Annotated in this window: 25 protein-coding genes; 16 read left to right on the top strand and 9 right to left on the bottom strand. The window is 36.4% G+C overall.

Features of this window, described 5'->3' with window-relative positions; translation table 11 throughout:
* Positions 1-83: 83 nt before the first annotated feature.
* The 8 genes from ACTJIP_RS11715 to ACTJIP_RS11680 all read left to right on the top strand — a co-directional run bounded on the left by ACTJIP_RS11715 (position 84) and on the right by ACTJIP_RS11680 (position 8,665).
* On the top strand, positions 84-1,499 hold the full coding sequence (locus ACTJIP_RS11715; RefSeq protein WP_440704605.1) for a leucyl aminopeptidase family protein: 1,416 nt from the start codon (positions 84-86) through the stop codon (positions 1,497-1,499).
* A 141-nt stretch (positions 1,500-1,640) separates the two neighbouring features.
* Entirely contained in the window at positions 1,641-2,855 is a 1,215-nt protein-coding gene (locus tag ACTJIP_RS11710) for an ATP-grasp domain-containing protein (protein WP_077416892.1), read from the top strand.
* Positions 2,856-3,070: 215 nt separating this feature from the next.
* Entirely contained in the window at positions 3,071-3,784 is a 714-nt protein-coding gene (locus ACTJIP_RS11705; protein ID WP_077416890.1) for an alpha/beta hydrolase-fold protein, read from the top strand.
* Between the two features lie 57 nt (positions 3,785-3,841).
* Positions 3,842-4,795 (top strand): ATP-grasp domain-containing protein, encoded by a 954-nt coding sequence (locus ACTJIP_RS11700; protein ID WP_440704604.1) that lies wholly within the window; start codon positions 3,842-3,844, stop codon positions 4,793-4,795.
* 30 nt (positions 4,796-4,825) lie between these two features.
* Positions 4,826-5,947: a carboxylate-amine ligase gene (locus ACTJIP_RS11695; protein ID WP_047385313.1), complete on the top strand. Its 1,122-nt coding sequence runs from the start codon at positions 4,826-4,828 to the stop codon at positions 5,945-5,947.
* Positions 5,948-5,980: 33 nt separating this feature from the next.
* Positions 5,981-6,814 carry a type 1 glutamine amidotransferase gene (locus tag ACTJIP_RS11690; protein ID WP_077416886.1) on the top strand — a complete coding sequence of 278 codons (834 nt, stop codon included), beginning with the start codon at positions 5,981-5,983 and terminating at the stop codon, positions 6,812-6,814.
* Between the two features lie 192 nt (positions 6,815-7,006).
* On the top strand, positions 7,007-8,185 hold the full coding sequence (locus tag ACTJIP_RS11685; RefSeq protein ID WP_077416884.1) for a hypothetical protein: 1,179 nt from the start codon (positions 7,007-7,009) through the stop codon (positions 8,183-8,185).
* A gap of 21 nt (positions 8,186-8,206) precedes the next feature.
* Complete coding sequence (locus tag ACTJIP_RS11680) at positions 8,207-8,665, top strand: hypothetical protein (RefSeq protein WP_077416883.1); 459 nt, start codon at positions 8,207-8,209, stop codon at positions 8,663-8,665.
* Positions 8,666-8,706: 41 nt separating this feature from the next.
* Here ACTJIP_RS11680 and cphA read toward each other — a convergent pair whose 3' ends face one another.
* Complete coding sequence (gene cphA / locus ACTJIP_RS11675) at positions 8,707-11,337, bottom strand: cyanophycin synthetase (protein ID WP_077416881.1); 2,631 nt, start codon at positions 11,335-11,337, stop codon at positions 8,707-8,709.
* A gap of 199 nt (positions 11,338-11,536) precedes the next feature.
* Here cphA and ACTJIP_RS11670 point away from each other — a divergent pair, with 199 nt between their 5' ends.
* From ACTJIP_RS11670 to ACTJIP_RS11655, 4 genes are all read left to right on the top strand, one after another.
* The gene (locus ACTJIP_RS11670) at positions 11,537-12,427 is read left to right on the top strand and encodes a cyanophycinase (protein WP_077416879.1); all 891 of its coding nucleotides are present in this window, start codon (positions 11,537-11,539) and stop codon (positions 12,425-12,427) included.
* A gap of 39 nt (positions 12,428-12,466) precedes the next feature.
* Positions 12,467-12,964, top strand: a complete 498-nt coding sequence (locus ACTJIP_RS11665; RefSeq protein ID WP_428168504.1) for a hypothetical protein — start codon at positions 12,467-12,469, stop codon at positions 12,962-12,964.
* Between the two features lie 34 nt (positions 12,965-12,998).
* Positions 12,999-13,841: an isoaspartyl peptidase/L-asparaginase gene (locus ACTJIP_RS11660; protein ID WP_077416875.1), complete on the top strand. Its 843-nt coding sequence runs from the start codon at positions 12,999-13,001 to the stop codon at positions 13,839-13,841.
* Positions 13,842-13,940: 99 nt separating this feature from the next.
* Positions 13,941-14,177 (top strand): YtxH domain-containing protein, encoded by a 237-nt coding sequence (locus ACTJIP_RS11655; protein WP_047385320.1) that lies wholly within the window; start codon positions 13,941-13,943, stop codon positions 14,175-14,177.
* 93 nt (positions 14,178-14,270) lie between these two features.
* Here ACTJIP_RS11655 and ACTJIP_RS11650 read toward each other — a convergent pair whose 3' ends face one another.
* The 8 genes from ACTJIP_RS11650 to ACTJIP_RS11615 form a co-directional block, all read right to left on the bottom strand.
* Positions 14,271-15,062 carry a class I SAM-dependent methyltransferase gene (locus tag ACTJIP_RS11650; protein WP_440704603.1) on the bottom strand — a complete coding sequence of 264 codons (792 nt, stop codon included), beginning with the start codon at positions 15,060-15,062 and terminating at the stop codon, positions 14,271-14,273.
* Between the two features lie 59 nt (positions 15,063-15,121).
* Positions 15,122-15,658 carry a PH domain-containing protein gene (locus tag ACTJIP_RS11645; protein WP_440704602.1) on the bottom strand — a complete coding sequence of 179 codons (537 nt, stop codon included), beginning with the start codon at positions 15,656-15,658 and terminating at the stop codon, positions 15,122-15,124.
* Positions 15,659-15,723: 65 nt separating this feature from the next.
* Positions 15,724-16,371 carry a GNAT family N-acetyltransferase gene (locus ACTJIP_RS11640; RefSeq protein WP_428168861.1) on the bottom strand — a complete coding sequence of 216 codons (648 nt, stop codon included), beginning with the start codon at positions 16,369-16,371 and terminating at the stop codon, positions 15,724-15,726.
* A gap of 20 nt (positions 16,372-16,391) precedes the next feature.
* Positions 16,392-17,237, bottom strand: coding sequence for a PH domain-containing protein (locus ACTJIP_RS11635; protein ID WP_440704601.1), 846 nt, complete (start codon positions 17,235-17,237; stop codon positions 16,392-16,394).
* 10 nt (positions 17,238-17,247) lie between these two features.
* A complete protein-coding gene (locus tag ACTJIP_RS11630; RefSeq protein ID WP_139348530.1) occupies positions 17,248-18,111 on the bottom strand; it encodes a PH domain-containing protein in 864 nt (287 codons plus the stop codon).
* A gap of 222 nt (positions 18,112-18,333) precedes the next feature.
* Positions 18,334-19,686, bottom strand: a complete 1,353-nt coding sequence (gene hisS, locus ACTJIP_RS11625) for a histidine--tRNA ligase (RefSeq protein WP_077416863.1) — start codon at positions 19,684-19,686, stop codon at positions 18,334-18,336.
* Positions 19,687-19,809: 123 nt separating this feature from the next.
* Positions 19,810-20,265 carry an HRDC domain-containing protein gene (locus ACTJIP_RS11620; RefSeq protein ID WP_228408807.1) on the bottom strand — a complete coding sequence of 152 codons (456 nt, stop codon included), beginning with the start codon at positions 20,263-20,265 and terminating at the stop codon, positions 19,810-19,812.
* A 14-nt stretch (positions 20,266-20,279) separates the two neighbouring features.
* The gene (locus ACTJIP_RS11615; protein ID WP_077416859.1) at positions 20,280-20,612 is read right to left on the bottom strand and encodes a single-stranded DNA-binding protein; all 333 of its coding nucleotides are present in this window, start codon (positions 20,610-20,612) and stop codon (positions 20,280-20,282) included.
* A 511-nt stretch (positions 20,613-21,123) separates the two neighbouring features.
* Between ACTJIP_RS11615 and ACTJIP_RS11610 the strand changes: the two genes are divergently transcribed.
* From ACTJIP_RS11610 to ACTJIP_RS11595, 4 genes are read left to right on the top strand one after another with little or no spacing between them, the layout of a single operon-like run.
* Positions 21,124-22,029, top strand: a complete 906-nt coding sequence (locus tag ACTJIP_RS11610; protein ID WP_440704600.1) for an arginase family protein — start codon at positions 21,124-21,126, stop codon at positions 22,027-22,029.
* The gene (locus ACTJIP_RS11605; RefSeq protein ID WP_047385329.1) at positions 22,030-22,632 is read left to right on the top strand and encodes an HPP family protein; all 603 of its coding nucleotides are present in this window, start codon (positions 22,030-22,032) and stop codon (positions 22,630-22,632) included.
* A gap of 4 nt (positions 22,633-22,636) precedes the next feature.
* On the top strand, positions 22,637-22,981 hold the full coding sequence (locus ACTJIP_RS11600; RefSeq protein ID WP_047374313.1) for a hypothetical protein: 345 nt from the start codon (positions 22,637-22,639) through the stop codon (positions 22,979-22,981).
* A 24-nt stretch (positions 22,982-23,005) separates the two neighbouring features.
* Positions 23,006-23,914: a TIGR01777 family oxidoreductase gene (locus ACTJIP_RS11595; protein WP_180563887.1), complete on the top strand. Its 909-nt coding sequence runs from the start codon at positions 23,006-23,008 to the stop codon at positions 23,912-23,914.
* Position 23,915: the final 1 nt, after the last annotated feature.

Genomic DNA, 23,915 nt, shown 5'->3' with positions numbered 1-23,915 from the left:
ATTGCTGAAGAAGATTTTCGGACAGACAAGAACAAATGAAGACGACGATTGTCTATGATCTTAGAAAAATATAATATCTACTTATGAAACTAATTAATAAAAAAAACAAAAATTACACCCAGGTCTTCCACCTATTTACAGAGGAAGAATGGACAAAATCCAGTAAAAATTTCAATAAAAACATTTCTACTTTTTTTACGGGAAAGAAGTATGAAGTTTTCATTAATGCTCATGAAGAAGGAATTACCTATTTTATTGGATTAGGAAAATCTACGTTACAGAATTTCGAAATCCAGCAGGTTGCAGCAAAATTTTCACAAACACAGAAAGAAAAACTGCAGGCAGTGCCTACATTAGCTCTGGCAGATTTCATGAATGAAAAACAGTTTGAGGAATTTGTAAAAGGACTTTTAGCAGGAACGTACAACTATCCTTTCGATAAGAAACATGCTTTCTGGAATGTAAAATTTGAATTGCATTTTGAAAATTTAAGCCAGAAAAAACTAGATCATATCAGTCAAAAAACCGAAGCCCTTATTAACGGGCAGACTGCCTGTCAGGACTGGCTCAACAAACCTGCCAATCTTAAAAAACCGGATATTTTAAGTGCATATCTTAAAAATCTGGCAAAAAAACATGAGTTGAAGTACACCGTTTTCAACAGAAAGAAATGTGAAGAGCTTGGATTGGGTGCTTATCTATCGGTCAATCAGGGAAGTGCTTATGATGCTGCGTTCACTATTTTAGAATATAAAACTACGGTTAAAAATGCCAAGACTTTCGGATTGGTAGGAAAATGTATTTTGTTTGATACTGGAGGAATATCAATAAAAAGCTCTGCCAATCTGCATTATATGAAGTCTGATATGGGAGGCGCTACAGCTGTTTTGGGTACTTTAATTTATGCTGCAGAAATACAGCTTCCTGTGAACATTATTGCTATTCTTCCTATTACAGATAATGCTGTTTCTGAAAAAGCCCTGCTTCCGAGTGATGTGATCACAGCCTACAACGGAAAAACCATTGAAGTACTTGATACCGATGCCGAAGGCCGTTTAATCCTTGCAGACGGATTATCTTACCTTTCCAAAAACTACAAAACAGACTTTCTGATTGACCTGGCTACTTTAACAGGAAGCTCTGTACGCATGTTTGGAGATACCTGTGCCGCGATGTTCTCCAATAATGAGGAACTGAAAAATAATCTGATAAAAACCGGAGATCAAACCAATCAGAGAGTATGGAATCTTCCTTTATGGGATGTGTGGAAGGACGACATTCAGTCTGATGTAGCCGATATGAAAAACATCTCCTTAAAACCGATCGGAGACTGTATTATTGCAGCAAAATTCTTAGAGCAATTCATTGAAAACCATCCTAAATGGGCACATTTGGATATTGCAGGAGTAGCCTTTGGGAATGTAGGCTACGCCAAGGAAAAAGCAGCAACAGGTTATGGGGTTCAACTCCTTGTGGATTTAATTGAAAATTATCATTAAAAATTAGTTTTTTACAAAAAAACTCTGTATAATTGATTAGTGAATTTTCAAAAACGCACGATATTGCATTTTTTAATATTAATAAAACAATAAATAAATGCTTTTATTTTTGAAAATTCACTAAAAATTAAAAAACATTATATGGAGAAGAAAACTATTGTGTGTATTTCGTGCTATTACAAAGGCTACGATTTTATGGACGAAATGAAGAATCTCGGCAATAAAATCATCTTAGTAACCTCAGAAAATCTTAAGGAAAAAAACTGGCCCTGGCATGCAATTGATGAGGTATTTTATATGCCGGAACTCAAGCCGTCTGTATGGAATCTGGAGCATCTGATTCAGGGATTTTCCCACCTGATGAAAACCAGAAAAGTAGATGCTGTAGTAGCATTGGATGATTATGACGTAGAAAAAGCGGCATTAATCAGGGAAACATTCCGTATTCCGGGAATGGGACAGACTACACACCGGTATTTCAGGGATAAACTGGCTATGCGCCAAAAAGCAAAAGATTCAGAGATCAGCGTTCCCGAATTTACACCTGTATTCAATGATCATGAAGTCAATGAATTTACAGACCATGTTCCTGCACCATGGGTACTGAAACCCCGCTCTGAAGCTTCAGCATCAGGAATCAAGAAAATAACTTCCAAGGAACAACTTTATGAGGCACTGGAGACACTGGGAGAAGAACGTCATCTTTTTTTACTGGAAAGTTTTAAGCCCGGAGACGTTTACCATGTGGACAGCCTTACTTTTAATAAAAAAATTGTATTTACTTCTGCCTCAAAATACCTTGCTCCTCCTATGCAGGTTTCCCATGAAGGCGGAGTATTCAGATCTAAGACTTTAGGAAGATATTCCGAGGAGTTTAAGGCATTGGAAGAAATTAATGCCCGAGTTCTTTCCAATTTCGGATTGATCAATGGTGCCACCCATACAGAATTTATCCAAGGAAAAGAAGATGGAAAATGGTATTTTCTTGAAACCTCATCAAGGGTTGGCGGTGCTCATATTCCGGACCTGGTAGAGGCCTCAAGCGGTATTAATATCTGGAGAGAATGGGCTAAAATTGAAGATGCACTTCTGAGAAGAAATGATTACAGTATTTCACCACCTACAGGATATTACTCAGGGCTTATTGTTGCGCTGATTAAAGATAAGGAACCGGATTACAGTAATTTTGAATGTGAAGAAGTTGTAAAATTCCTTCCGATAGATTATCATGTCGGGATTGTTTACAAATCCGGAGATGCCTCCATTGTGCAGGACAGACTGGATTCTGCTGCAGATATGATTCATGCAGATATGCTGAACATTCTGCCTCCAAAAGGCAACAAACTGAGTTCCTAAAAATAAAGAGTAACATTGATATTCAAAATGTTATTGAATTCATAATATATAATCTGCCGGAAGATTCCATACTAAAATGTAATTTAGAGAGTATAAGTTCTGGAAAATGGCAAGACATATTATCAGTTCGTTGACTCAACTTTTAGAAAAAAGATCAGCCTGGAGGAATTGAATTTATCAAATAGAAGTACAGTATTAAAATTAAACAAGGAAAAATGCCTCATATAGAACATACAGAATATTATTCAAATATATTGGGAACAAGTCTCAAGGTAGAAGTGACCGGGCATTACGGCCACCCTATTATTATGTTTCCTACTTCCCAGGGACAATACACTCAAAATCATGATTTTCATCTTAACGGAAGTATCAACTGGTTTATAGAACAGGGAAAAGTAAAGCTTTACAATGTTCAGACCATTGACAGCTGGAGTTTTTATGATGACAAAATATCTCCTCAGCAAAGAATAAGAAATTATGAACGGTATGTACAGTTTCTGATCAAGGAATTTGTTCCCTATATTCAGAAACTTCATAAAACCCATCGCGTAGCAGTAGCCGGAGCAAGTTTTGGAGGCTATCACGCTGCCAATTTTGCTTTCAGATTTCCTGATGTGGTTTCTCATCTGTTTTGCCTTTCCGGAGCGTTCAGCATAAGAAATTTCATGGATGGCTATTCTGATGAAATCGTATATTTCAACTGCCCCAGAGAATTTGTAAGAAATGATGAAGCCTGGAAATACAAACACATGCATATTGTACTCAGTACTTCTGATCAGGATATCTGCAAAGAAAAAAATGTTGAAATGTCAGAAATTTTAAGGCTGAAAGGAATCGATTTCTGGTATGACGAAAGAAAATGGATAGGGCACGACTGGCCACTGTGGAGAATGGTCTTCCCAACCTTTATAGGAACATTTTTCTCTTAAACACAATAAAAAAGACAAATAGAAAAAAATATACACCCATCTTAAAAAACAAAAATTATGACAAAAAAAATAGGAATTCTTTTCGGTATGGAAGACACGTTTCCCTGGGCATTTATAGATAAAGTGAATGAACTGGGAGGTGGAGATATCATAGCTGAACCCGTTACCATCGATAAATTAGAACAGGGTGCAGATTATGGGTATGCGGTAATCATCGACAGAATTTCACAGGACGTTCCCTTTTACAGAGCATACCTGAAAAATGCCGCACTCAATGGCACTTATGTAATCAACAATCCGTTTTGGTGGAGTTCTGATGAGAAGTTTTTCAACAATGCCCTGATGTCTAAACTGGGAATCCCACTTCCTAAGACTGTTCTGCTTCCGTCACACGAAAGGCCAGACAACACTTCTGAAACTTCATTCAGAAACCTGAAATTTCCACACGACTGGGAATATATCTTTAATTATGTAGGATTTCCGGCATACATGAAACCTCACGACGGCGGTGGCTGGAAAAATGTATACAGAGTAGAAAATCCGGATGACCTTTGGAACAAATTAGGCGAAACGGAACAGCTGGTGATGATGGTACAGGAAGAAATAATCTTTGATGATTATTACAGAGTGTACTGTTTGGGCAGAAAATATGTTCACATCATGCCTTACGAACCAAGAAATGCACCTCATCTGAGATATGCTACTACGCACCAGACAGAAGGTAAAGAACTTGAAAAACTACTGAAAACTATTCATGATTATACCATTACCATGAATGAAGCATTAGGATATGATTTCAATACGGTAGAATTTGCAGTGAGAGACGGTATTCCTTATGCAATTGATTTTTGCAACCCGGCTCCGGATGCAGACCGAAATTCTGTAGGAGAAGAAAATTTTGCATGGATTATAGAACATGCTGCAAAACTGGCTATAGAAAAAGCTAAAGAATATGTTCCTGGGAAACCTAATATTACTTGGGGAACCTTTGTGAAAGATTCCATAAAATAACATTGAAAAGAAATAAAAAACACAAAAAAAATGCATCATCAGTTTACTATTGGAATTGAAGAAGAATATCAGATCATTGATGTAGAAAGCAGAGATCTGGTTTCTCACGTTTCAAAAATCATCGAAGGCGGCAAAGCGGTTTTAAGTGAAAATTTAAAACACGAAATGCACGAATCTATGATTGAAATGGAAACAGGGATCTGCCAGAATATTCAGGAAGCCAGAGCAGAATTGACGAATTTAAGACGTCATCTTATCAACATCGCTCATGAACAGGGGCTGCGCGTTTCCGGAGGAGGTACTCACCCATTCTCTCATTGGTCAGATAACAATATCACACAGGGAGAAAGATACATCAAAATCGTGGACGACATGGGAGATGTAGCCCGTGAAAACCTTATTTTCGGATTGCATGTCCACATTGGAATTCCTAATCGTGAAGAAGGGGTAAGAATTCAGAATGTAATGCGTTACTTTCTTCCTCACGTGTATGCTCTTTCTACCAATTCGCCATTCTGGATTGGAAGATACACCGGATTTAAATCTTACAGACAGGAAATCTTTGTGAAATTCCCGAGAACCGGTATCCCAAGTTATTTTAACTCTCTGGCAGAATTCGACAGTTATGTAGATCTTCTTGTGAAAACAGGAACCATCGACAATGCCAAGAAAATATGGTGGGATTTACGTGTTCATCCGTTCTACCCTACGATTGAATTCAGAATTTGTGATATGCCACTGAGAATTGATGAAACGGTATGTCTTGCTGCCATTATGCAATGCCTTGTTGCTAAAATCTATAAACTTCATCAGCAAAATCTGAGCTTCAGAAGTTATAGAAGACTGCTGTTGAACGAAAATAAATGGCGTGCTTCCAAAAGCGGTATTGAAGCCCATCTGATCGATTTCGGAAAAGAAGAATCTGTTCCTTATCCTCATTTATTGAAAGAACTTTTAGAGTTTATTGATGATGTGGTAGACGATTTGGGATGCCGCCATGAAGTGGAATATGCCTGGAAAATTCTGGAAAACGGAACCGGCGCAGACAGGCAGCTTCAGATCTTTAAGGAAACAGGGGATCTCACGAAAGTTGTTGATTATATGATCTCTGAAACAGAGTATGGCATAACACATGGTGAAACTGCTTCATAATATTTTTGGTAACTTTACAAAAAATATGATGTAATGAAAGATATTCGAATTGCTCTGCTGGACATGAACAACAATCATGTGAATCAAGGTTTTAGAAACATTAAAGAAATTTCTGAAGCATTTCAGCAGAACTCTGAAGAAAATGTTGTCATCAAGACATTTGATGTGAGATTTAAAGATGAAATGCCGGAGATCGGAGATTTTGATATTTTCATTTCTTCAGGCGGTCCTGGAAATCCACATCGTGAAGGTTTTGCCTGGGAAGACAGATTTGCCCATTTTTTAGATTCTGTTTTTGAGCATAATAAATATAGTGAAGATAAAAAATACCTTTTCCTTATCTGCCATTCATTCCAGCTGGCAAGTATTCATTGGAACCTTGGTAATATCTGTAAAAGAAAGTCTTATTCCTTTGGAGTAATGCCTGTTCATAAAACAGATGAAGGCAAAGAAGAGTTTTTATTCAAAAATCTTCAGGATCCTTTTTATGCCGTAGATTCAAGAGCGTACCAGTTTATAGAGCCGGATCATGACCGTTTTGAAGAACTTGGGATGACTATCATGGCGATTGAGAAGTTCCGTCCTCATATCAATCTGGAAAGAGCGGTAATGGCGGTTCGTTTTTCAGAAGAAATATTCGGAACACAGTTTCATCCTGAAGCTAATCCTGAATCTTTGATCGAAAATCTGAAAGATGAAAAAAACAGAGAAGCTATGATCGAAAATTTCGGTATGGAGAAATATCTTGAAACGATCGACAGAATAGACGATGAGGATAAAATCATTCTGACCAGACATCAGATCCTTCCGAGATTCCTTCAGTTTGCAAAAAAAAACATTTTGAAAGAAGCTGGGACTTTGGCTTAAAAGGCAGGAAGATGGAAGAAGGATGCTGGAAGTTATTTTCAGTTAAGACTACTGAAAATGCTTTTATTCATGAACTGATAGTCTAAATATTTTCATAGTTAAGAACTTCCCTCTCCCAGCTTCCAACTCCTTACTATATATAACAATCGGGCAGAAATGTTCGATTTTTTAACATCACAAAAGAAAAAAAATATGATTCCAAAATACAGAAAACAGTACAATAAGGAGTTTTCGGATGAAAAGTACAATCAATTAAAAAATATACTGGCGGAAAAAGGAGGTACAGCACCTACTTTCAGGGTTTCAGAAAGCCCTATTTTTTTGACTAAAGAATTTGAGAGTAAGCTTATTGATGCCAGCGAAAGTATTATCAGCCAGATTAAGGCAATGTCTGCTGAAACACTTCGGAAAGCCGTTCCTGATAACTGCAGAGTTCCCAATGATACGGATCAGCCTCATTTTTTCACGATAGATTTTGGAGTCTGCAAAAGCGAAAACGGAGCGATAGAACCTCAGCTGATAGAACTTCAGGCGTTTCCTTCTTTGTATGCTTTTCAGAAAGTGTATGAAGAAACTTATTGTGAAGTTTACCCTTTTCTTTCGGAAATCAGAAATCCTATGCCTCATGAAACCTTTAAAAACTATTTGAAGGAGCTTATTGTAGGTGAGGAAAATCCTGAAAATGTAATCCTGCTTGAAATCTTCCCTGAAAAACAAAAAACAGCCATTGATTTTGCTTTAACAGAGCAATTATTAGGAATAAAAACAGTGTGTCTGACCAAAGTAAAGAAAGAAGGCAAAAAACTGTATTATGAAAACAATGGAAATCTGGTAGAAATCAAAAGAATTTACAACCGTATTATATTCGACGAGTTGGATAATATTCCGGATCTTAATACAGAATTTGATTTCCGTGAAGAAGTAGATGTTAAATGGATCACTCACCCCAATTGGTTCTTTAAAATTTCAAAATTTCTTTTGCCTTTATTAAAACATCAGTTTGTTCCAAAGAGTTATTTTCTACATGAATTTCCGGAAAATGAAAATCTTGAAGACTTTGTATTGAAGCCTTTATTTTCATTCGCAGGAAGTGGTGTTAATTTAAATCCTACGAAGGAAATTACAGACGCTATTCAGGATAAGGAAAATTATATTTTACAGAGAAAAGTGTATTATGAGCCCATTTTTGAAGATATCAACGGAGAATTTTCAAAAGCAGAGATCCGTTTGTTGTATATTTGGCGGGAAAATGACGAACGCCCTATTTTATTGGAAAATCTTGGGAGAATGACTAAAGCCGCAATGGTAAATGTTGATTTCAATAAAAAGGATGCCATCTGGATCGGAAGTTCGAATGCATTTTTTGGATAAAAAATTTAAAACTAATAATACATGGAAGAAAAGTCGACTGCTTTTGCAGAATTTGACAACAACGGTTTAACACGAAGAAGAAACTTATTACCCGTGTGGATTAAAATTTTCTTATGGATCTTTTTAATCGGAGGCGCAGTATCTGCTATTTTATTGATTGCAGGTTCTCTGCTGACTCATGTTTCCTTATCGATATATGGGATCAATGCTAATCATCCTTATTCAATGACGGGGCTTTTGATCAGCTTTTTGTTTCTGTTCAAAGGTATTGTTGCTTACGGACTCTGGTTTGAACAAAAATGGGCAGTACAGGCTGCAATAGTTGATGCAATCATAGGAATTGCCGTTTGTCTCATTATGATGGCAATTATCCCATTTACTGTTCCAACGATCAGCTTTACCCTTAGATTAGAACTCATTCCTTTGTATTTCTATCTGATGAAAATGCAGAACATAAAGAAAACCTGGGAAAGCTTATAAAAACAAACCTCCGATATTTCGGAGGTTTTATTTTTTTAATACTAAATATTCTTATTGTCTTCCAGTAACTCTTTGGCCTGATATTCCTGTACCAGATCAATAGCATTGGAAATAACATCACTTAAAGCTGTGATAAACGTTCCTTCTTCAGCCATTCCCATAGCATGTTTTAATGCTTCGATTTCTTTAGGGATAATCTCATAGCTGACATCTCTGCCTGCAGCATTAATACCATCAATAATCAACCCGTTAATTTCATCTTCCGTTCTTCCTCGAAGATGTTTTTCATTCCGGATGATAATATAATCAAACATTCTTCCCGCAATCTTTCCGCATTCTCTGATATCGTTATCTCTTCTGTCTCCAACACCGGATATAATTCCAATTTTCTTTGTAGACTCTACATTTTTAAGATAATCTTCAATGGCTTCGTATCCTGAAGGATTATGAGCAAAATCGATCAGTACTTTAAAGTTTTTAAATTTAAAGACATTCAATCTTCCCGGCGTAAGCTGAGCACTTGGAATAAAGGTTCTCAAAGAATTAGAGATATCTTCAATTCCAAACCCATAAAGATAACTTGCCAAACTAGCCGCCAATACGTTTTCAATCATAAATCGGGCTTTTCCTTCCATCGTAATCGGGAAATCTTTTGCTTTTCCTATTCTGATCTTCCAGTCTCCTTTTTTAATAGTGACGAATCCTTCTTCATACACGCAGGTGATCTTTCCTTCTTTCGCAAATTTTACAATATGAGGGTTATTTTCATCCATACTGAAGATTGCCACATTAGAATCAAGGTCATTCACGATCTTCATAGAATATATGTTATCGGCATTCAGTACACTCCAGCCACTCTTCTTAACACTGTCCATTACGACACGTTTTACTTTGGTAAGATCTCTTAAGCTGTGAACATCATTCATTCCCAGATGATCTTCCTCAATATTGGTAAGAACCCCGATATCACATTGTGAAAAGCCAAGTCCGGAACGTAAAATTCCTCCTCTGGCAGTTTCCAGTACTGCAAATTCTACGGTTGGGTCTTTCAAGATAAATTCTGCAGAAAGCGGACCTGTTGTATCTCCTTTTGACAACATCGTATTTTGAATGTAAATTCCGTCCGACGTTGTGAATCCTACTCTGTATCCATTGCTTTTTACAATATGTGAAATAAGTCTTGTAGTTGTTGTTTTCCCGTTAGTTCCTGTCACGGCAATAATTGGAATGGTAAAAGGTTTCCCTTGCGGATAAAGCATATCTACCACCGGTGCGGCAACATTTCTTGGCAGTCCTTCACTTGGAGCCAGGTGCATTCTGAACCCAGGAGCTGCATTGACTTCAATAATAGCTCCGCCACTTTCTTTTAAAGGCTGAGTTAAATTCTCCGCCATCACATCAATACCGCATACATCCAATCCGATAATTTTGGAAATTCTTTCCGCCATTGTGATATTTTCCGGATGCACCATATCTGTTACATCAATGGATGTTCCTCCGGTTGAAAGATTCGCCGTTGATTTCAGATAGACCACTTCTCCCCTTTGAGGAATGGTTTCCAGCGTATATTGAAGCTTTTCAAGAAGTTCCAGTGTATCTTTATCTACTTCAATCTCAGTAAGGACATTTTCATGACCATAACCTCTTCTTGGGTCTTTGTTTTCTTTTTCAATAAGCTGCTGAAGATTCAGTTCACCGTCTCCTACAACATGAGCAGGAACTCTTCGTGCTGCCGCCACCATCTTATTATTAATCACCAGTATACGAAAATCGTAACCTGTGATATATTTTTCAACAATTACTTTTCTGGAATATTTTTGGGCATGTTCCAGGCCTATTTTAGCAGATTCCCATTCGTTGACATTAATGGAAGAACCTTTTCCATGATTTCCATCCAAAGGTTTTAAAACAATCGGATAACCAATTTTTCTGATCACAGCATTTAATCCTTCTTCGTCTACAACCAAATCACCAATCGGCACCGGAATAGCAGCGTCATGAAGCATTCTTTTGGTTAATTCTTTATTACATGCAATATCAACGGCAATGGAACTTGTTTTTCCGGTAATGGTAGCCTGAAATCTTTGCTGATTCACGCCATACCCCAATTGTACCAGAGAATTTGTTCCCAATCTTATCCAGGGAATTCTTCTGGAAGCAGCTTCTTCTACAATACTTCCTGTAGAAGGCCCAAGACGGACACGTTCTCGGATTTCTTTTAATTTATGAATACAGGCATTTAGATCATAATCCTTCCCTTCTATCAGGGCTTCTGCAATCTTCATAGCTTCTTCAGCAGCGTAGATTCCCGCATTTTCTTCAATATAATTGAAAACTACATTATACACTCCAGGAGTTTTTGTTTCCCGGGTTCTTCCAAACCCCACATCCATTCCTGCCAGGGTCTGTATTTCCAAAGCAATATGCTCTATAACATGCCCCATCCAGGTTCCTGTTTCCACTCTATGAAAAAAACCACCTTCCACTCCTTCCGAGCATCGATGGGTAATCAATGAGGGCATTAATTTTTCAATCCTTTCCCTGAATCCTTCGATTTTATTGGTAGGATAATTCTCCATTTCTTCTAAGTCTAACCTCATCTGTATCAGCTTCTTTCTTCTGATGCTCCAGATGTTTGGACCGCGTAGTGCCTGAATCTTTTCGATTTTCATAGTCTATTGGCATTTTAACAGTTAACAATAACTCCTTTCATAGCCAAAGATAATGTAAAACCCAAAACAAAACCATAGCAAATTTAAAGATTTGTTAAAAAACAATTAATTTCAATTAACATTCTTAAAACATTAAAAATCAATTAAAGATGGCACGAATTTCGCCAAAGAATGTTAATTATTTTTTAATTTTGTACCCATGACGAAGCCTGTTGGAAAATTAATAGTTATCGGAGGAGCTGTAAACAAAGGAAGTTTTGCAGAAACCGATTATGATCAGAATATCGAAAAGAATCTTAATTTTTTTGAACGTGGGATCTTAAGGAAGATCATCAACGAATCAAAACTCAAGGAAGATTCTGTTATTGAAATTGTAACAACCGCCTCTCAAATACCTCAGATCGTAGGTTCTGAATACAAAAAGGCATTTGAATTTCTGGGTGCTAAAAATGTAAATGTTCTGGATATTCACAACCGTGAAGAAGCCAACTCTGATGCGATGGTAGCAAGAGCCAATGCTGCTGATGTCATGATGTTTACCGGAGGAGATCAGTTGAGACTGACTTCTATTCTTGGAGGAACAAGATTTCATGATACAATTCTATTAAAATATCAGGAACAGGATTTCATCTATTCCGGAACTTCTGCGGGAGCTGCAGCGGCATCCGAGAATATGATCTACCAGGGAAGCAGTTCTGAAGCACTTTTAAAAGGAGAAATCAAAACCACCCAGGGATTAGGTTTGATTGATAATGTTATTATTGATACACACTTTGTACAGCGTGGCAGAATCGGTCGTCTTTTCCAGGCCGTAGTCAACAATCCGAGAACACTGGGAATAGGACTTGGAGAAGATACAGGGCTTTTCATCCATAATGATGTGATGACAGCTGTAGGTTCAGGTCTTGTAATTCTGGTAGACGGAAGATTTATTAAAGATACCAATCTTACGAATATCAATCTTGGTGAGCCTATTTCTATTGATAATTTAACGGTACATGTTATGTCTATGAATGATCACTATGATCTTACCACGAAGAAATTAACTATTGAGAATTCTCAGTTTAATCCGATACCGCAGGATAAATAACTCAAAAGTAATTCTTAATTTAGTTGAAAATAAAACTAAATGAGGGAAGAAAAAATTGAACAATTGATTACCCTTCTTCTGGAAGGCTATGATGTGGAAAATAAAGAAGAAATGATTTCAAACTGTTCTTTATGCTATGTAAACCCGGCCCAATATATAAAAGATAATGATGCAGAATGGGTTATTGAAAGCAATGAAGACGGTGCATTTGAATTTTCGGTGACCAATGAACTTTTTGATTTTCTAATCCGGGGTGATAAAATAGATGAAATTCATGAACTTATTGATGAAAGTCTCAATAACCTAATTGGAGATTTCCCCATAGGAATACGATATGCAGGTGATTATTTTAAATGGCTGCAGCCGATTCTTAATCAGGAAGATCCGCCACTGGAAGTTATTGAGCTTGCAGACAGCTATTCTGATGAATTACAACTTATCATTGTAGAAAAACATAATGTAGAAAACATTTCAAAACTTTGTCAAGAATTGAGGGTTCATTTTAAAAGAACTTCAATACCTGCTGATGGTATCTAAAGAAATTAACAATAAAAAAAACTAAACTTTATTTATGAAGCTCATTATCCACGGAGGTTTTTTCTCAGAAAGCGACCAAAGCCATGAAGTAAAAACTGCAAAACAGGATTCTTTAAAAGAGATTGCCCAAAAAGCATTTGATTATCTTAAGACCCATTCGGCTTTTGATACTGCTGCTTATGCTGTATCATTATTGGAAGACGATCCACTGTACAATGCAGGAATCGGTTCTCAGATCCAGAGCGATGGTGTTATCCGTATGAGTGCTGCTATTATGAATGGAGAAACTCAAAAGCTAAGCGGAGTCATCAATATCCAGGATGTGAAGAATCCTGTTTTTGTGGCCAAAGATCTTATTGGAGAAGATGACCGGGTTTTGGGAGGTCACGGTGCGAAAATCTATGCTACGGAACATGGTTTTGAGAATTTTTCTACAGAGATTCCTCAGAGAAGAAGTGAGTATGAAGCCAAATTGGCCAATGGAGGTAAAGGAACGGTAGGCTGTGTAGCGATTGATCAAGACGGAAAGCTGGCTGTTGCTACATCTACAGGCGGAAAAGGTTTTGAGATTCCGGGAAGGATTTCAGATTCTGCCACAGTGGCAGGAAATTATGCCAATGCTTTTTGTGCGGTAAGTTGTACTGGTGTTGGAGAAGATATTGTAAGCAATGCTACTGCCACAAAAATTGTAACAAGGGTTACAGATGGAATGAGTCTTCAGCAGGCATTTATCAAAACATTTGATGAGCTTAAAGCCATAGATGGGTTTGCAGGTGCTATTGCCATTGATAAGGATGGAAATATCTTTCATCAGGATTCCTATCCTACTATGGTTTTCGCCAGTTTTGATGGTGAAAATTTTGAAGTCTTCTCTTAAATTTAACATTTTTTTATAAGTCCGGTTATTTTTTTGGCACGTATTTTACATTATTGATAACAACAAATTTTAATATTAATACATAAAAAAATAGAAATCATGGGAAACAAAGGAAAAGGTTTATTAGCTTTATTAGGTTTAGGTGCATTAGCTTATTGGAAATATAAGAATTCAAGCCCTGAAGATCAACAAGCAGTAAAAGATAAAATCAATACAGCAAAAGATAATCTTAACAAATGGGGAAATGACCTTAAAAACAAAGCCAATGATGTTGCTTCTCAGGTTCAGAATAAAGTGGACGAAGTAAAAACAAAGGCTGAAGATTCTGTAAGCTAAATAAAAGCAGTTTTTTTAACATTCATATATAGGAAAAGTCATCGTAATATTGATTACGATGACTTTTTATTTTGGAAAAATTTCAATTAATATTTATTTTTTCTGGGCTGTTAAAGCAAAGACCAGCGGTATTTTATTTCCAAACTGCGGAATTCTCCATTTTCCTTTTTCAAATTCATCTACATGTCTGAAGCAAGGATATGGCGACCAGTCGAACTCACGGAAAGTATGCAGGTTTAAATCTTTTTTAATCAGATTACCAATAACTTCTGATAATGAGTGATTCCACATTACATATTCCTGTACGATGGGTGCAGACTGATCTGCATAAGTTCCTTCATAAGTTTCTACGATCGGCTTTTCATTAAAATAGTTGTAAGTCACTTTTGTAAAGTCATCATCAAACATCCAGACAACAGGGTGAAATTCTGCCATAATAAACTGTCCACCAGGTTTTAGAAAATGGTTGATAATTCCGGCCCATTTTTCAAGATCAGGAAGCCAGCCTATTGTGCCATAACTTGTATAAACGATATCAAATTTCTGATCCAGAATATTAGGTAGATCATAGACATCTGAACAGATAAATTCTGTATCCGTTCCGCATTTCTGAGCAAGATCTCTGGCCGTATCAATAGCTTTATCAGAAAGATCAATCCCGGTAACTTTTGCCCCCATTCTTGACAGTGAAATAGAATCCTGTCCGAAATGACATTGCAAATGCAGAATACTTTTTCCTTTTATATCTCCAAGAAGCTCCAATTCTATTGAATTCAAAGAACTTCTTCCATCCAGGAATTCATCTACAAAGTAGAAATCCGACTTCAGATGCGGTTCTACTTTAGCATTCCATGATTTTTTATTTATTTCTAAGTAATTTTCCATTGTTGTTAGTTTAAAATAATGTTAGTTCTGCTTTTCATTAAAGCTTCTCTACATCTTGATTATAGTTTCTCCATCAGTTTTTTCTTTTGTTCAAGAAATTCTTCTTCACTTAAAACTCCGGTTTCTTTTAATCTTCCTAACTGTTCGAGTTGGTCTAGAACACTAGTTTCGGGTGTATTCTGAACAGATACTTCAGGCTGGGACATGAAGTCTCTTACCTTTTCACAAAACAGTTCAGCATGGTACTTTCCTACTCCATCAATCTCTACAACATCATCCGTAACCTGAATATCTATAGAAGCCAGTAAAAATGCTGTTTCATATTGTATTGAGCTTATTTTGCTGTAAGAAAAGTCTTCTACTTTCAACCCGTACATGAATTCTTTATCGACAAAGATCAATCTTCTGTCTGTAGCTACTAAAATGATATGATGATTGTTTATTTTATTTCTGCCTTCAACGAGATAGACAATTTTTTCGTCAGCTGAAAGAATATCCGGCAGCTCATGAATTTCTTTTCTGGCAAATATGGTAGGGCTGATATCCAACCTTTTAAGTTCCTCTCTTATTTCGTCAAGTCTTGATTTTTCACTCATAGTAACAGTTTATGAGCCTAAATTACTATTTCTTGGGAAAAGAATAATTTAATTTGGCTAAAATATTATGTTTCAGATGGAATCACAATAGAACTGTGCAAGCAATACATCTTCCAGCCTAATGTTTCGTACAACAGCTTTCCTTCTTCTGTTGCCACTAAAAGATTATTTGAAAATCCTTTTGATAAAGCGATCTTCTCAAGTTCTTTCAATAAAAAAGAAGCAAGCCCTTTTCTTTGATGGTTTTTTTCGGTAATAATCCTGTCATATACAGCCGCACCATTGATAAGAGAGACACGGCCTATAGAAGCCTGTTCCCCATTCTCTGCTACAATCCTGACAACAAAAGTTGTGTTATACTCAGAAAATTCTAAGTAATACCCTTCTGCAAGACTGATTTCCGGGAAATTCATCGGGTGAGAACAGGTCATCATATATCCTTGTGACTGCAATTTCCATCTTTCAGGAATCTTCCCTATAAATTCTTCAGGAGAAATAGATACTTTGAGATAAATCCAGGGCTCATCAATTGAATCTGCAAGTTGGAAAAAGTCATCATTAAGTTGAGGAAATACAAAACGCTCTTTTTGTGTTTCATCTCCCACCATCACGTGGAATCCGGATTTATACTGAACAGGAAAAGAGACTTCTCTTGATAAACACCATCCTTTAAGCCAATTTTCTACGATTTCTGCCGATACTTTGTTCTTCATGATTCCGTATAAAAGTTTTATTATAATTGCTCCAGCAGCTTCTTTTTTTGCTCTGCAAATTCTGCATCGGTTAAGATTCCGTTTTCTCTCAGTTTCCCTAATTTCTCAAGCTGATTAAAAATTTCTTCTGATGGCTGTGAAACACTTTTCCCTGCAGTATGAATTTGTTTCAGAGGTTGTTCCTTAGGATTATTATACATGGCTTTTATGGTGTCATAGAACGTCTCAGCATCTTCTTTATCCATATAACATTCAAACTCAACTACTCTTTCGTCCAAATGCAGTTTAATTATCGGAGATCTCGGATCTGTTACAAAGCTTACGGACTTTATGGTTTCATTACGGTAATCATTAATCTTTGCTGCACCAAACATTCCTTTTGATACAGAAATCATTCTTTTTGGGGTTGCCACCAATACACCTGCATCCAATGTATTGACAAACTGAGCATCTGTAATGGCGATTATTTGTTCCTCCTCGGAAATCAGATAAGGAAGTTCTTTGATCTCTCCTTTGGTGAACATGGAAAGATTGGCGTTCAGTTTTTCCAGTTCAAATTTTATTTTGCGTTGTCTCCGTTTATAAACTTCTTTTGAAATTTGGCTTGAATCAGGCTCTACCATCACAGGGAGATTTTGAACTACCGCTGCCACTGGCAAAACCGTTTCTTTATTCTCTGTTTTCAACATGTCATTAATATCATCAATACTGAATTTATTAAGATTGTACAGCAATTCTTCATTGATATTGCTCGTTTCATTCAAACATTTATTGCATAAAACGTTGCCATCTGAAAGCTTATTAGCTCCCAAAAGCGTATCCATAGAGGTTAATTCTGTTTTACACAATGCACAATTATTACTCATTTCTTCTTTTTTATAATTTATCAAGTAACTTTTTCTTTTGTTCGGCAAATTCACCCTCTGTCAGCACTCCAATCTCTTTGAGTTTACCCAATTTTTCCAGCTGCTCAAAAATCGCTCCGGAATCTCCTTTATCAGTAGAATAAACATTTTCCTGAACCAGATCCGGAATTGTTTGGGAAAATGCCTGCAGTGGAACTGAATCCCTTCTCAATTCGTTTTCAGAATAGTTCGTACTTCGGTTTTTAACATTGGAAAATGCCCTTCCATCATTTTTATTGTGCAGTTTAAACTGTGCATCACCTCTATAGGTATTGATTTTCAGAATTGAATACAAAAGATTTTCAATATGATCAATGGAAGAAATATCCTGAAGGAGAAATTCATTCTTGACAACTCCACCCAGAAATTTTTTATCAATAAAAGCAACCCTTTTCTGTGTTGAAAATATAATTCCCTCCCTGTTGTTTTGAAGATCAATTCCTTCTGCAATAGCCAGCAATTTTTCATCTCTGTCCAGAATATTTGCCAATTCATTCACTTCTTCATTGGCAAGAACACTCAGTCTTGCATTGAGAGCAACAATCTGATCTTTTATTTCATCCAACCTTGTTGGTGCATCATATTCGTAATGGCTGTTCCCTGTATATTGAGGGTCTCTGGTATTTTGGTTTGCATCAATTTTACTTTTCAGAATCATTCCTGTAATTTCTGCAAAATAAAACTGATCAAGATTATGGATAAGGTCTCTGTTGATAGTAACGGCTTTAGTAAAGCATCCGGCACACAAATAACCACCGTCAGCAAGTTTATTTTTACCTACAGACATATCTGTTGCCGTTAGCGGTGTTCCGCACAATGCGCAAATAGTGTTCATCTGGTTTTTATGTTTAAAAGTTTTTAATGAATTCAGAGCATTATTTTCACTCTGTTTATATACATCGATCCAAATTACAAATTCTGAGTCAATTTTAAAGATCAAAAATATTTAAATCTTAATATCAATCAAAAAAAACAGCCACAAAACTTTTTTGTGGCTGTTTTTTCTTTTTATATATCCCAAAGTCAGATGATAATCTATTGGGCAATTTTTGCAATATTATAATCCTAAGAACTCTTCAAGAGAAACGGTTTTCTTTTCACCAGCTTCAAGATCTTTATAAGTAACAGTATTATTTTTAATTTCTTCTTCACCAAGGAAAACCATATTTTTTATCCCTTTCTTTTCTGCGTAAGTAAACTGCTTATTGATTTTTGCATTTTCAGGATATAATTCTGCCGAAATTCCTTTTTCTCTTAGCTGCATAATCAGCTTTAGGGCTTCTATTGTTTCTTCTCCTCCAGAATTAGCAAACAAATATTCGATCTTGGATGATGCTTCTTCAGGGAAAAGGTTCAATTCTTCCATTACCAGATAAATCCTGTCTAATCCGAATGAAATTCCTATCCCCGGAATATTTTTAACTCCAAATACTTCTGTAAGGTTATCATATCTACCTCCACCACCGATGGATCCCATAGCAACCTCATCTGCTTTCACTTCAAAGATAGCACCGGTATAATAATCCAGTCCTCTTGCCAGGGTAATATTGAATACAAGATTTTGCATATCAACACCAAGGCTCAGAGACTGTGTAAGAACATATTCAAGTTCTTCTACTCCTTTCAGACCAATTTCATTTCCTGCAAATTTTTCTTTCAGTTGAAGAAGGTTTTCCAGCGCATCGTCAGACTGGCTGAACAGGAAATCCAGCTTGTCAATAGATTCCTGAGAAATTTCTCTTTCCAGTAATTCTTTTACAACGCCTTCTTTACCAATTTTATCCAGCTTATCTAATGCTACAGTGAATTCAATCAGTTTATCAGTAATTCCCGCATATTCTGCCAATCCGGAAAGGATCTTTCTGTTGTTCATATGAATCGTAACAGGAACTTTCAGGTCTGCAAATGATTTTAAATATAGCTGAACCAGCTCTACTTCCTGCAATAAGCTTTCACTTCCTACCACATCCGCATCACACTGATAAAACTCACGGTATCTTCCTTTCTGAGGCCTGTCAGCTCTCCAAACCGGTTGGATCTGAGAACGTTTGAATGGAAATGTCAGTTTCCCGTGATTCATTGCCACAAATCTTGCAAAAGGTACAGTAAGGTCATAACGAAGAGCTTTTTCTGAAATCTGAGAAATAAGTTTCTGATGGTTTTTATTATCCCAGTCTTCCTGATTCACTTCAGAAGTATAATCTCCTGAATTTAAAATCTTAAAAATCAAACGGTCTCCTTCTTCTCCGTATTTCCCTGTCAAGGTAGAAAGATTTTCAAAACTTGGAGTTTCCAATGGCTGAAACCCGAATAATTCAAAATTATTCTGTAAAATATTGATGATATATTTTCTTCTGGAAACTTCCTGTGCCGTAAAATCTCTCGTCCCTTTTGCTAAACTTGGCTTCATTTTTTGTATGTCATTTTGATAAATGCAAAAGTACGGAATTGCATGGACTTTACACAGCATAAAAAGCTGAAGAAACAATCTTCCCCAGCTTTTTGCTGTTGTATTATCAATTATTCTGAAAAATCAGACGCTTTCAAGAATCTCAAGGATCTCTTCACCATAATTTTCAATTTTATGCTTTCCAAATCCTTTGATCTCCAGCAATTCTTCTTTCCTGGCAGGTTTATACTTGGCTACAGATATCAGCTCTTTATTGCTGGCGATGAAATATGTGGGAAGATTCTGTTCCCGGGCTTTTTCAGACCGCCAAAGCTTCAGTGCATCCAGTATCTTTTCTTCATCTGTATTCAGGAAATCATTCTCTGCAGAATATTTCACTGCTTTTGGTTCTTTAACTGTATTTTTTGTCAGTTTTAAATCTTCAAAATACAATATTACAGACCAATACCGCTCATCACTTACAAAAGCTGTTTCTACTTTCATAATCTCATTGGCTTCCAGGAAATCATCCAGCATTTTCTGATCTATATAGAGAAATTCTTCTGGAAGTCTTATTTTAAAAACTTTTACTTTCATCATTTGTGTTTTTAGAATTATTTTCCTCCTAATAATAGAATCTCGTCTACACGAATTTCTGTGACATAACGCTTCATCCCGTCTTTATCATCATAGGATCTGTAGGTAAGCTTTCCTTCTATGGCAATTTCTTTTCCCTTGGAAACATATTTTTCAAAAATTTCGGCCGTTTTCCCAAAAGCAATAAGATTGTGCCATTGCGTTTCTTCTACTTTTTCTCCTTTCGCATTCGTATAATGATCACTTGTTGCCAAGGATACGCTTGCTTTTATATTTCCGTTGTCGAAGTTTACCATTTCAACTTCTTTTCCTGTGTAACCAATTAATGTTACTTTGTTTCTTAGTGACATAACTTTTAGATTTTAAAGATTAATAATTCAGATAAGAGACGTTCACTGTTTTTCTCAAATCTCTGTTGCAAAGATTGCGATCTTATCAACCCTCAATCGGTTATAAACTATTTAAATCCGTTTGTAGTCGTTTGCAAATGGATAATGAAATAAATAGAATTCTGTAAAAAGCAGTATTTATCATGAGCAAAAGACAGTAAACATTACTTTTAAAGAAAAAAATATATGATAGAAAACTATATCCCAAAATATTTTTCTCTCTTTAAAAAACATTGAAAAATGCATGAGCAACGTTACAAATATCAACAATGAATTAAGCATAGAGATCATTAAAACAATACAGGAATATATTGGACTTCTAAAAGAGGAAATCGAAAGACTGAAAAAATAGAAAGCATAAAATAAACATATTGAAGTCAGAATAGAAAAATTCTATTCTGACTTTCTTTTTCTCATTCAAATCCTATCCATTTACAAACGGATATTTCCGTATCTTTGTTAAAATTCATCTATGAAAAGGAATATCAATATTTTTGAGTTTCCTCTCAATTTGGGACTTACAAAAAAGGAACATGAGACAGAACCCGGGGTTCGAAAACTTCCGGACTGGCTCAGGAAATTTGATTTTCATAGCAGAATTGCTCCTCAAAACGTTTTCAGGCTTGATGCTCCGGAATATTCCATGGACTTTGATGAGGAGTCAAATGTCAGAAATGCAGATCCCATTATTGAATATGCCAAAAAACAGTCTGATTATATTCTTAAGAATTACGAAGAGAATACATTCAATATTATCCTGGGCGGTGACTGCAGCATCCTGATTGGAAATGCTGTCGCTTTGAAAAAACTGGGAAACTTCGGGCTCTTTTATCTTGACAGCCATACCGATTTTATCCCTCCTGAACTTTCAGAAACCGGAGGTGCAGCAGGTATGGATCTCGCCATCATTACCGGAACCGGACATGAGAAACTGACCAATATTGATGGTTTAAAACCTTATTTATCTGAGGAAAATATTTTCTGCTGCGGAAATGCAGAAACAGATGATGATGAATATGTTAATCAAATCGTCAATTCCAATATTCATTACTATGATCTTTACCGTCTCAGAGAGAATGGTTTCAGGAAAACTGCTGAAGACTTTCTGAAAATGGTGAATGATAAAGATTTGGATGGCTTTTTCATTCATTTTGATGTGGATATTCTGAAAGATGAAATAATGCCGGCCGTAGACAGCAGAATGGAAGACGGAATTAGCTATGATGATCTCAGAGAAATGCTGAAGCCTTTATTTGAAAGTCCATTGTGTTTTGGGATAGAGATTACTATTTTAGATCCTGATTATGATGAAAACGGAACGTATACCCGCCCATTTGTAGAAAATTTAATTCAAATTATAAAAAATAAAGAAGACTAAATGAAGAAGACTATAAAAAGAACATTCAGAGTTTCCAAGTATGTAATCTATAAAGAAACGCTTGTTGATTACAAAGAACATTTCTGGTCATTTTTGGGTGCATTTTTCGGAATTGGAATCATTGCATTTATCCAGTCTCATTCGTTAACGGAAACTGAGAATATATTCCTGATCGGTTCTTTTGGGGCTTCAAGTGTTCTGATTTATGGAGCCATACAGAGCCCGCTGGCACAACCCAGAAATCTTGTAGGGGGACATGTACTGTCTGCATTGGTAGGGGTTACCGTCTATCAGTTTGTTCCGGATATTATCTGGCTTTCTGCTCCTTTGGCGGTAGCTTTTTCTATAGTATTGATGCAGTACACCAAAACCCTGCATCCGCCAGGTGGTGCTACTGCGCTCATTGCCGTAAGCTCTACCGGTAAAATTCCGGAATTGGGATATTGGTATGTAATTTCCCCTGTTCTTTCGGGATGTATCATTCTGCTGCTTGTAGCTTTGTTTTTTAATAATATTACTCCTAACAGAAGTTATCCTACCCACAGCAGGTTCATGAGGCTGTTAAGAAAAAGACATGCACATCCCCACAAAATAAAAAAATAAAAAGATGAATTGTCTGGAATGTGGCGAAAAAATCATCGGAAGGTCTGATAAAAAGTTTTGCAACGACGCCTGCCGAAACGCCTATAACAATAAGCAAAATAAGGATTCTAACAACCTGATGCGGAATGTGAACAACAAACTCCGCAAAAACTACCGAATCCTGATGGAAATTAATACTGATGGTAAAACAAAAGTAGCCAGGTCCAGACTGGATGGCTTAGGTTTTGATTTTGATTATTTCACCAATCTGAAGGTTTATAAAAACGGTTCTGAATACAAGTTTATTTATGATTACGGCTATAAACTTCTGGAAGATGATTTTGTACTGATTGTAAAGAATCAGGCATAACCCACACACCTTAAATAAAATAGTATGAAAGAAGTTGTTCTGATCACCGGAGCCAGTGGTATGATCGCCAAAGAACTGGCCAAAAAGATAGGCAAAGAATATGAAATCAGATTTCTGACCCGAAAAAAAGAACATGATCATGAATATGAATGGGATATCAGAAAAGGAAATATAGATGAGACAGCTTTGGAAAATGTTTCTCACATTATTCATCTTGCTGGTGCCAACATTTCAGAAAAGCGCTGGACACCTGAAAGAAAAAGAGAATTGATCTCGAGCCGTGTTGATTCAGCGGAATTACTTCGAACTGCTTTAAGAAAAAATAAACTCAAGCTTAAGTCTTTTATTTCAGCTTCAGGAATTAATTTTTATGGTACTGAAACTTCGGAAAAGATTTACACTGAAAGTGATCCTCCCGGCAATGATTTTTTAAGTGAAGTTGTGGTTTTATGGGAAAGGGCTGCAGATGATTTCAAAGAACAGGATCTGGCAGAAAGAGTGGTTAAAATACGAACGGCTGTTGTACTTTCCGAAAAAGACGGGGCCTTAAAGAAAATGATACCTCCTATTCAATATTATATAGGATCGCCTTTAGGAAGTGGCCAGCAATATATGCCATGGATTCATGTTGAAGATATTTGTTCTATTTATGAGCTAGCTTTAAAAAGCTCAGCAATGAATGGAGCTTATAATGCTGTTTCTCCCCAACATGCCACTAATAAAGATATTACAAAAAAGATTGCCAAAATACTTAAAAAACCTTTATTCATGCCCAATGTTCCAGGATTTGTATTAAAACTAATCTTCGGAGAACTAGCTACGGCTATACTGGAAGGTTCCAGAGCTTCTTCACAGAAAATCCAGAATGCCGAATTTCATTTTAAGTTTCCGGACCTGAATGAGGCTTTAGAAAATCTATTAAAGAAGCAATAAC

Source organism: Chryseobacterium sp. 22543 (assembly GCF_052044565.1).
Lineage (GTDB): Bacteria > Bacteroidota > Bacteroidia > Flavobacteriales > Weeksellaceae > Chryseobacterium.
The sequence above is the reverse complement of the archived record's forward strand: the minus strand, read 5'-3'. Positions and strand labels throughout refer to the sequence as shown.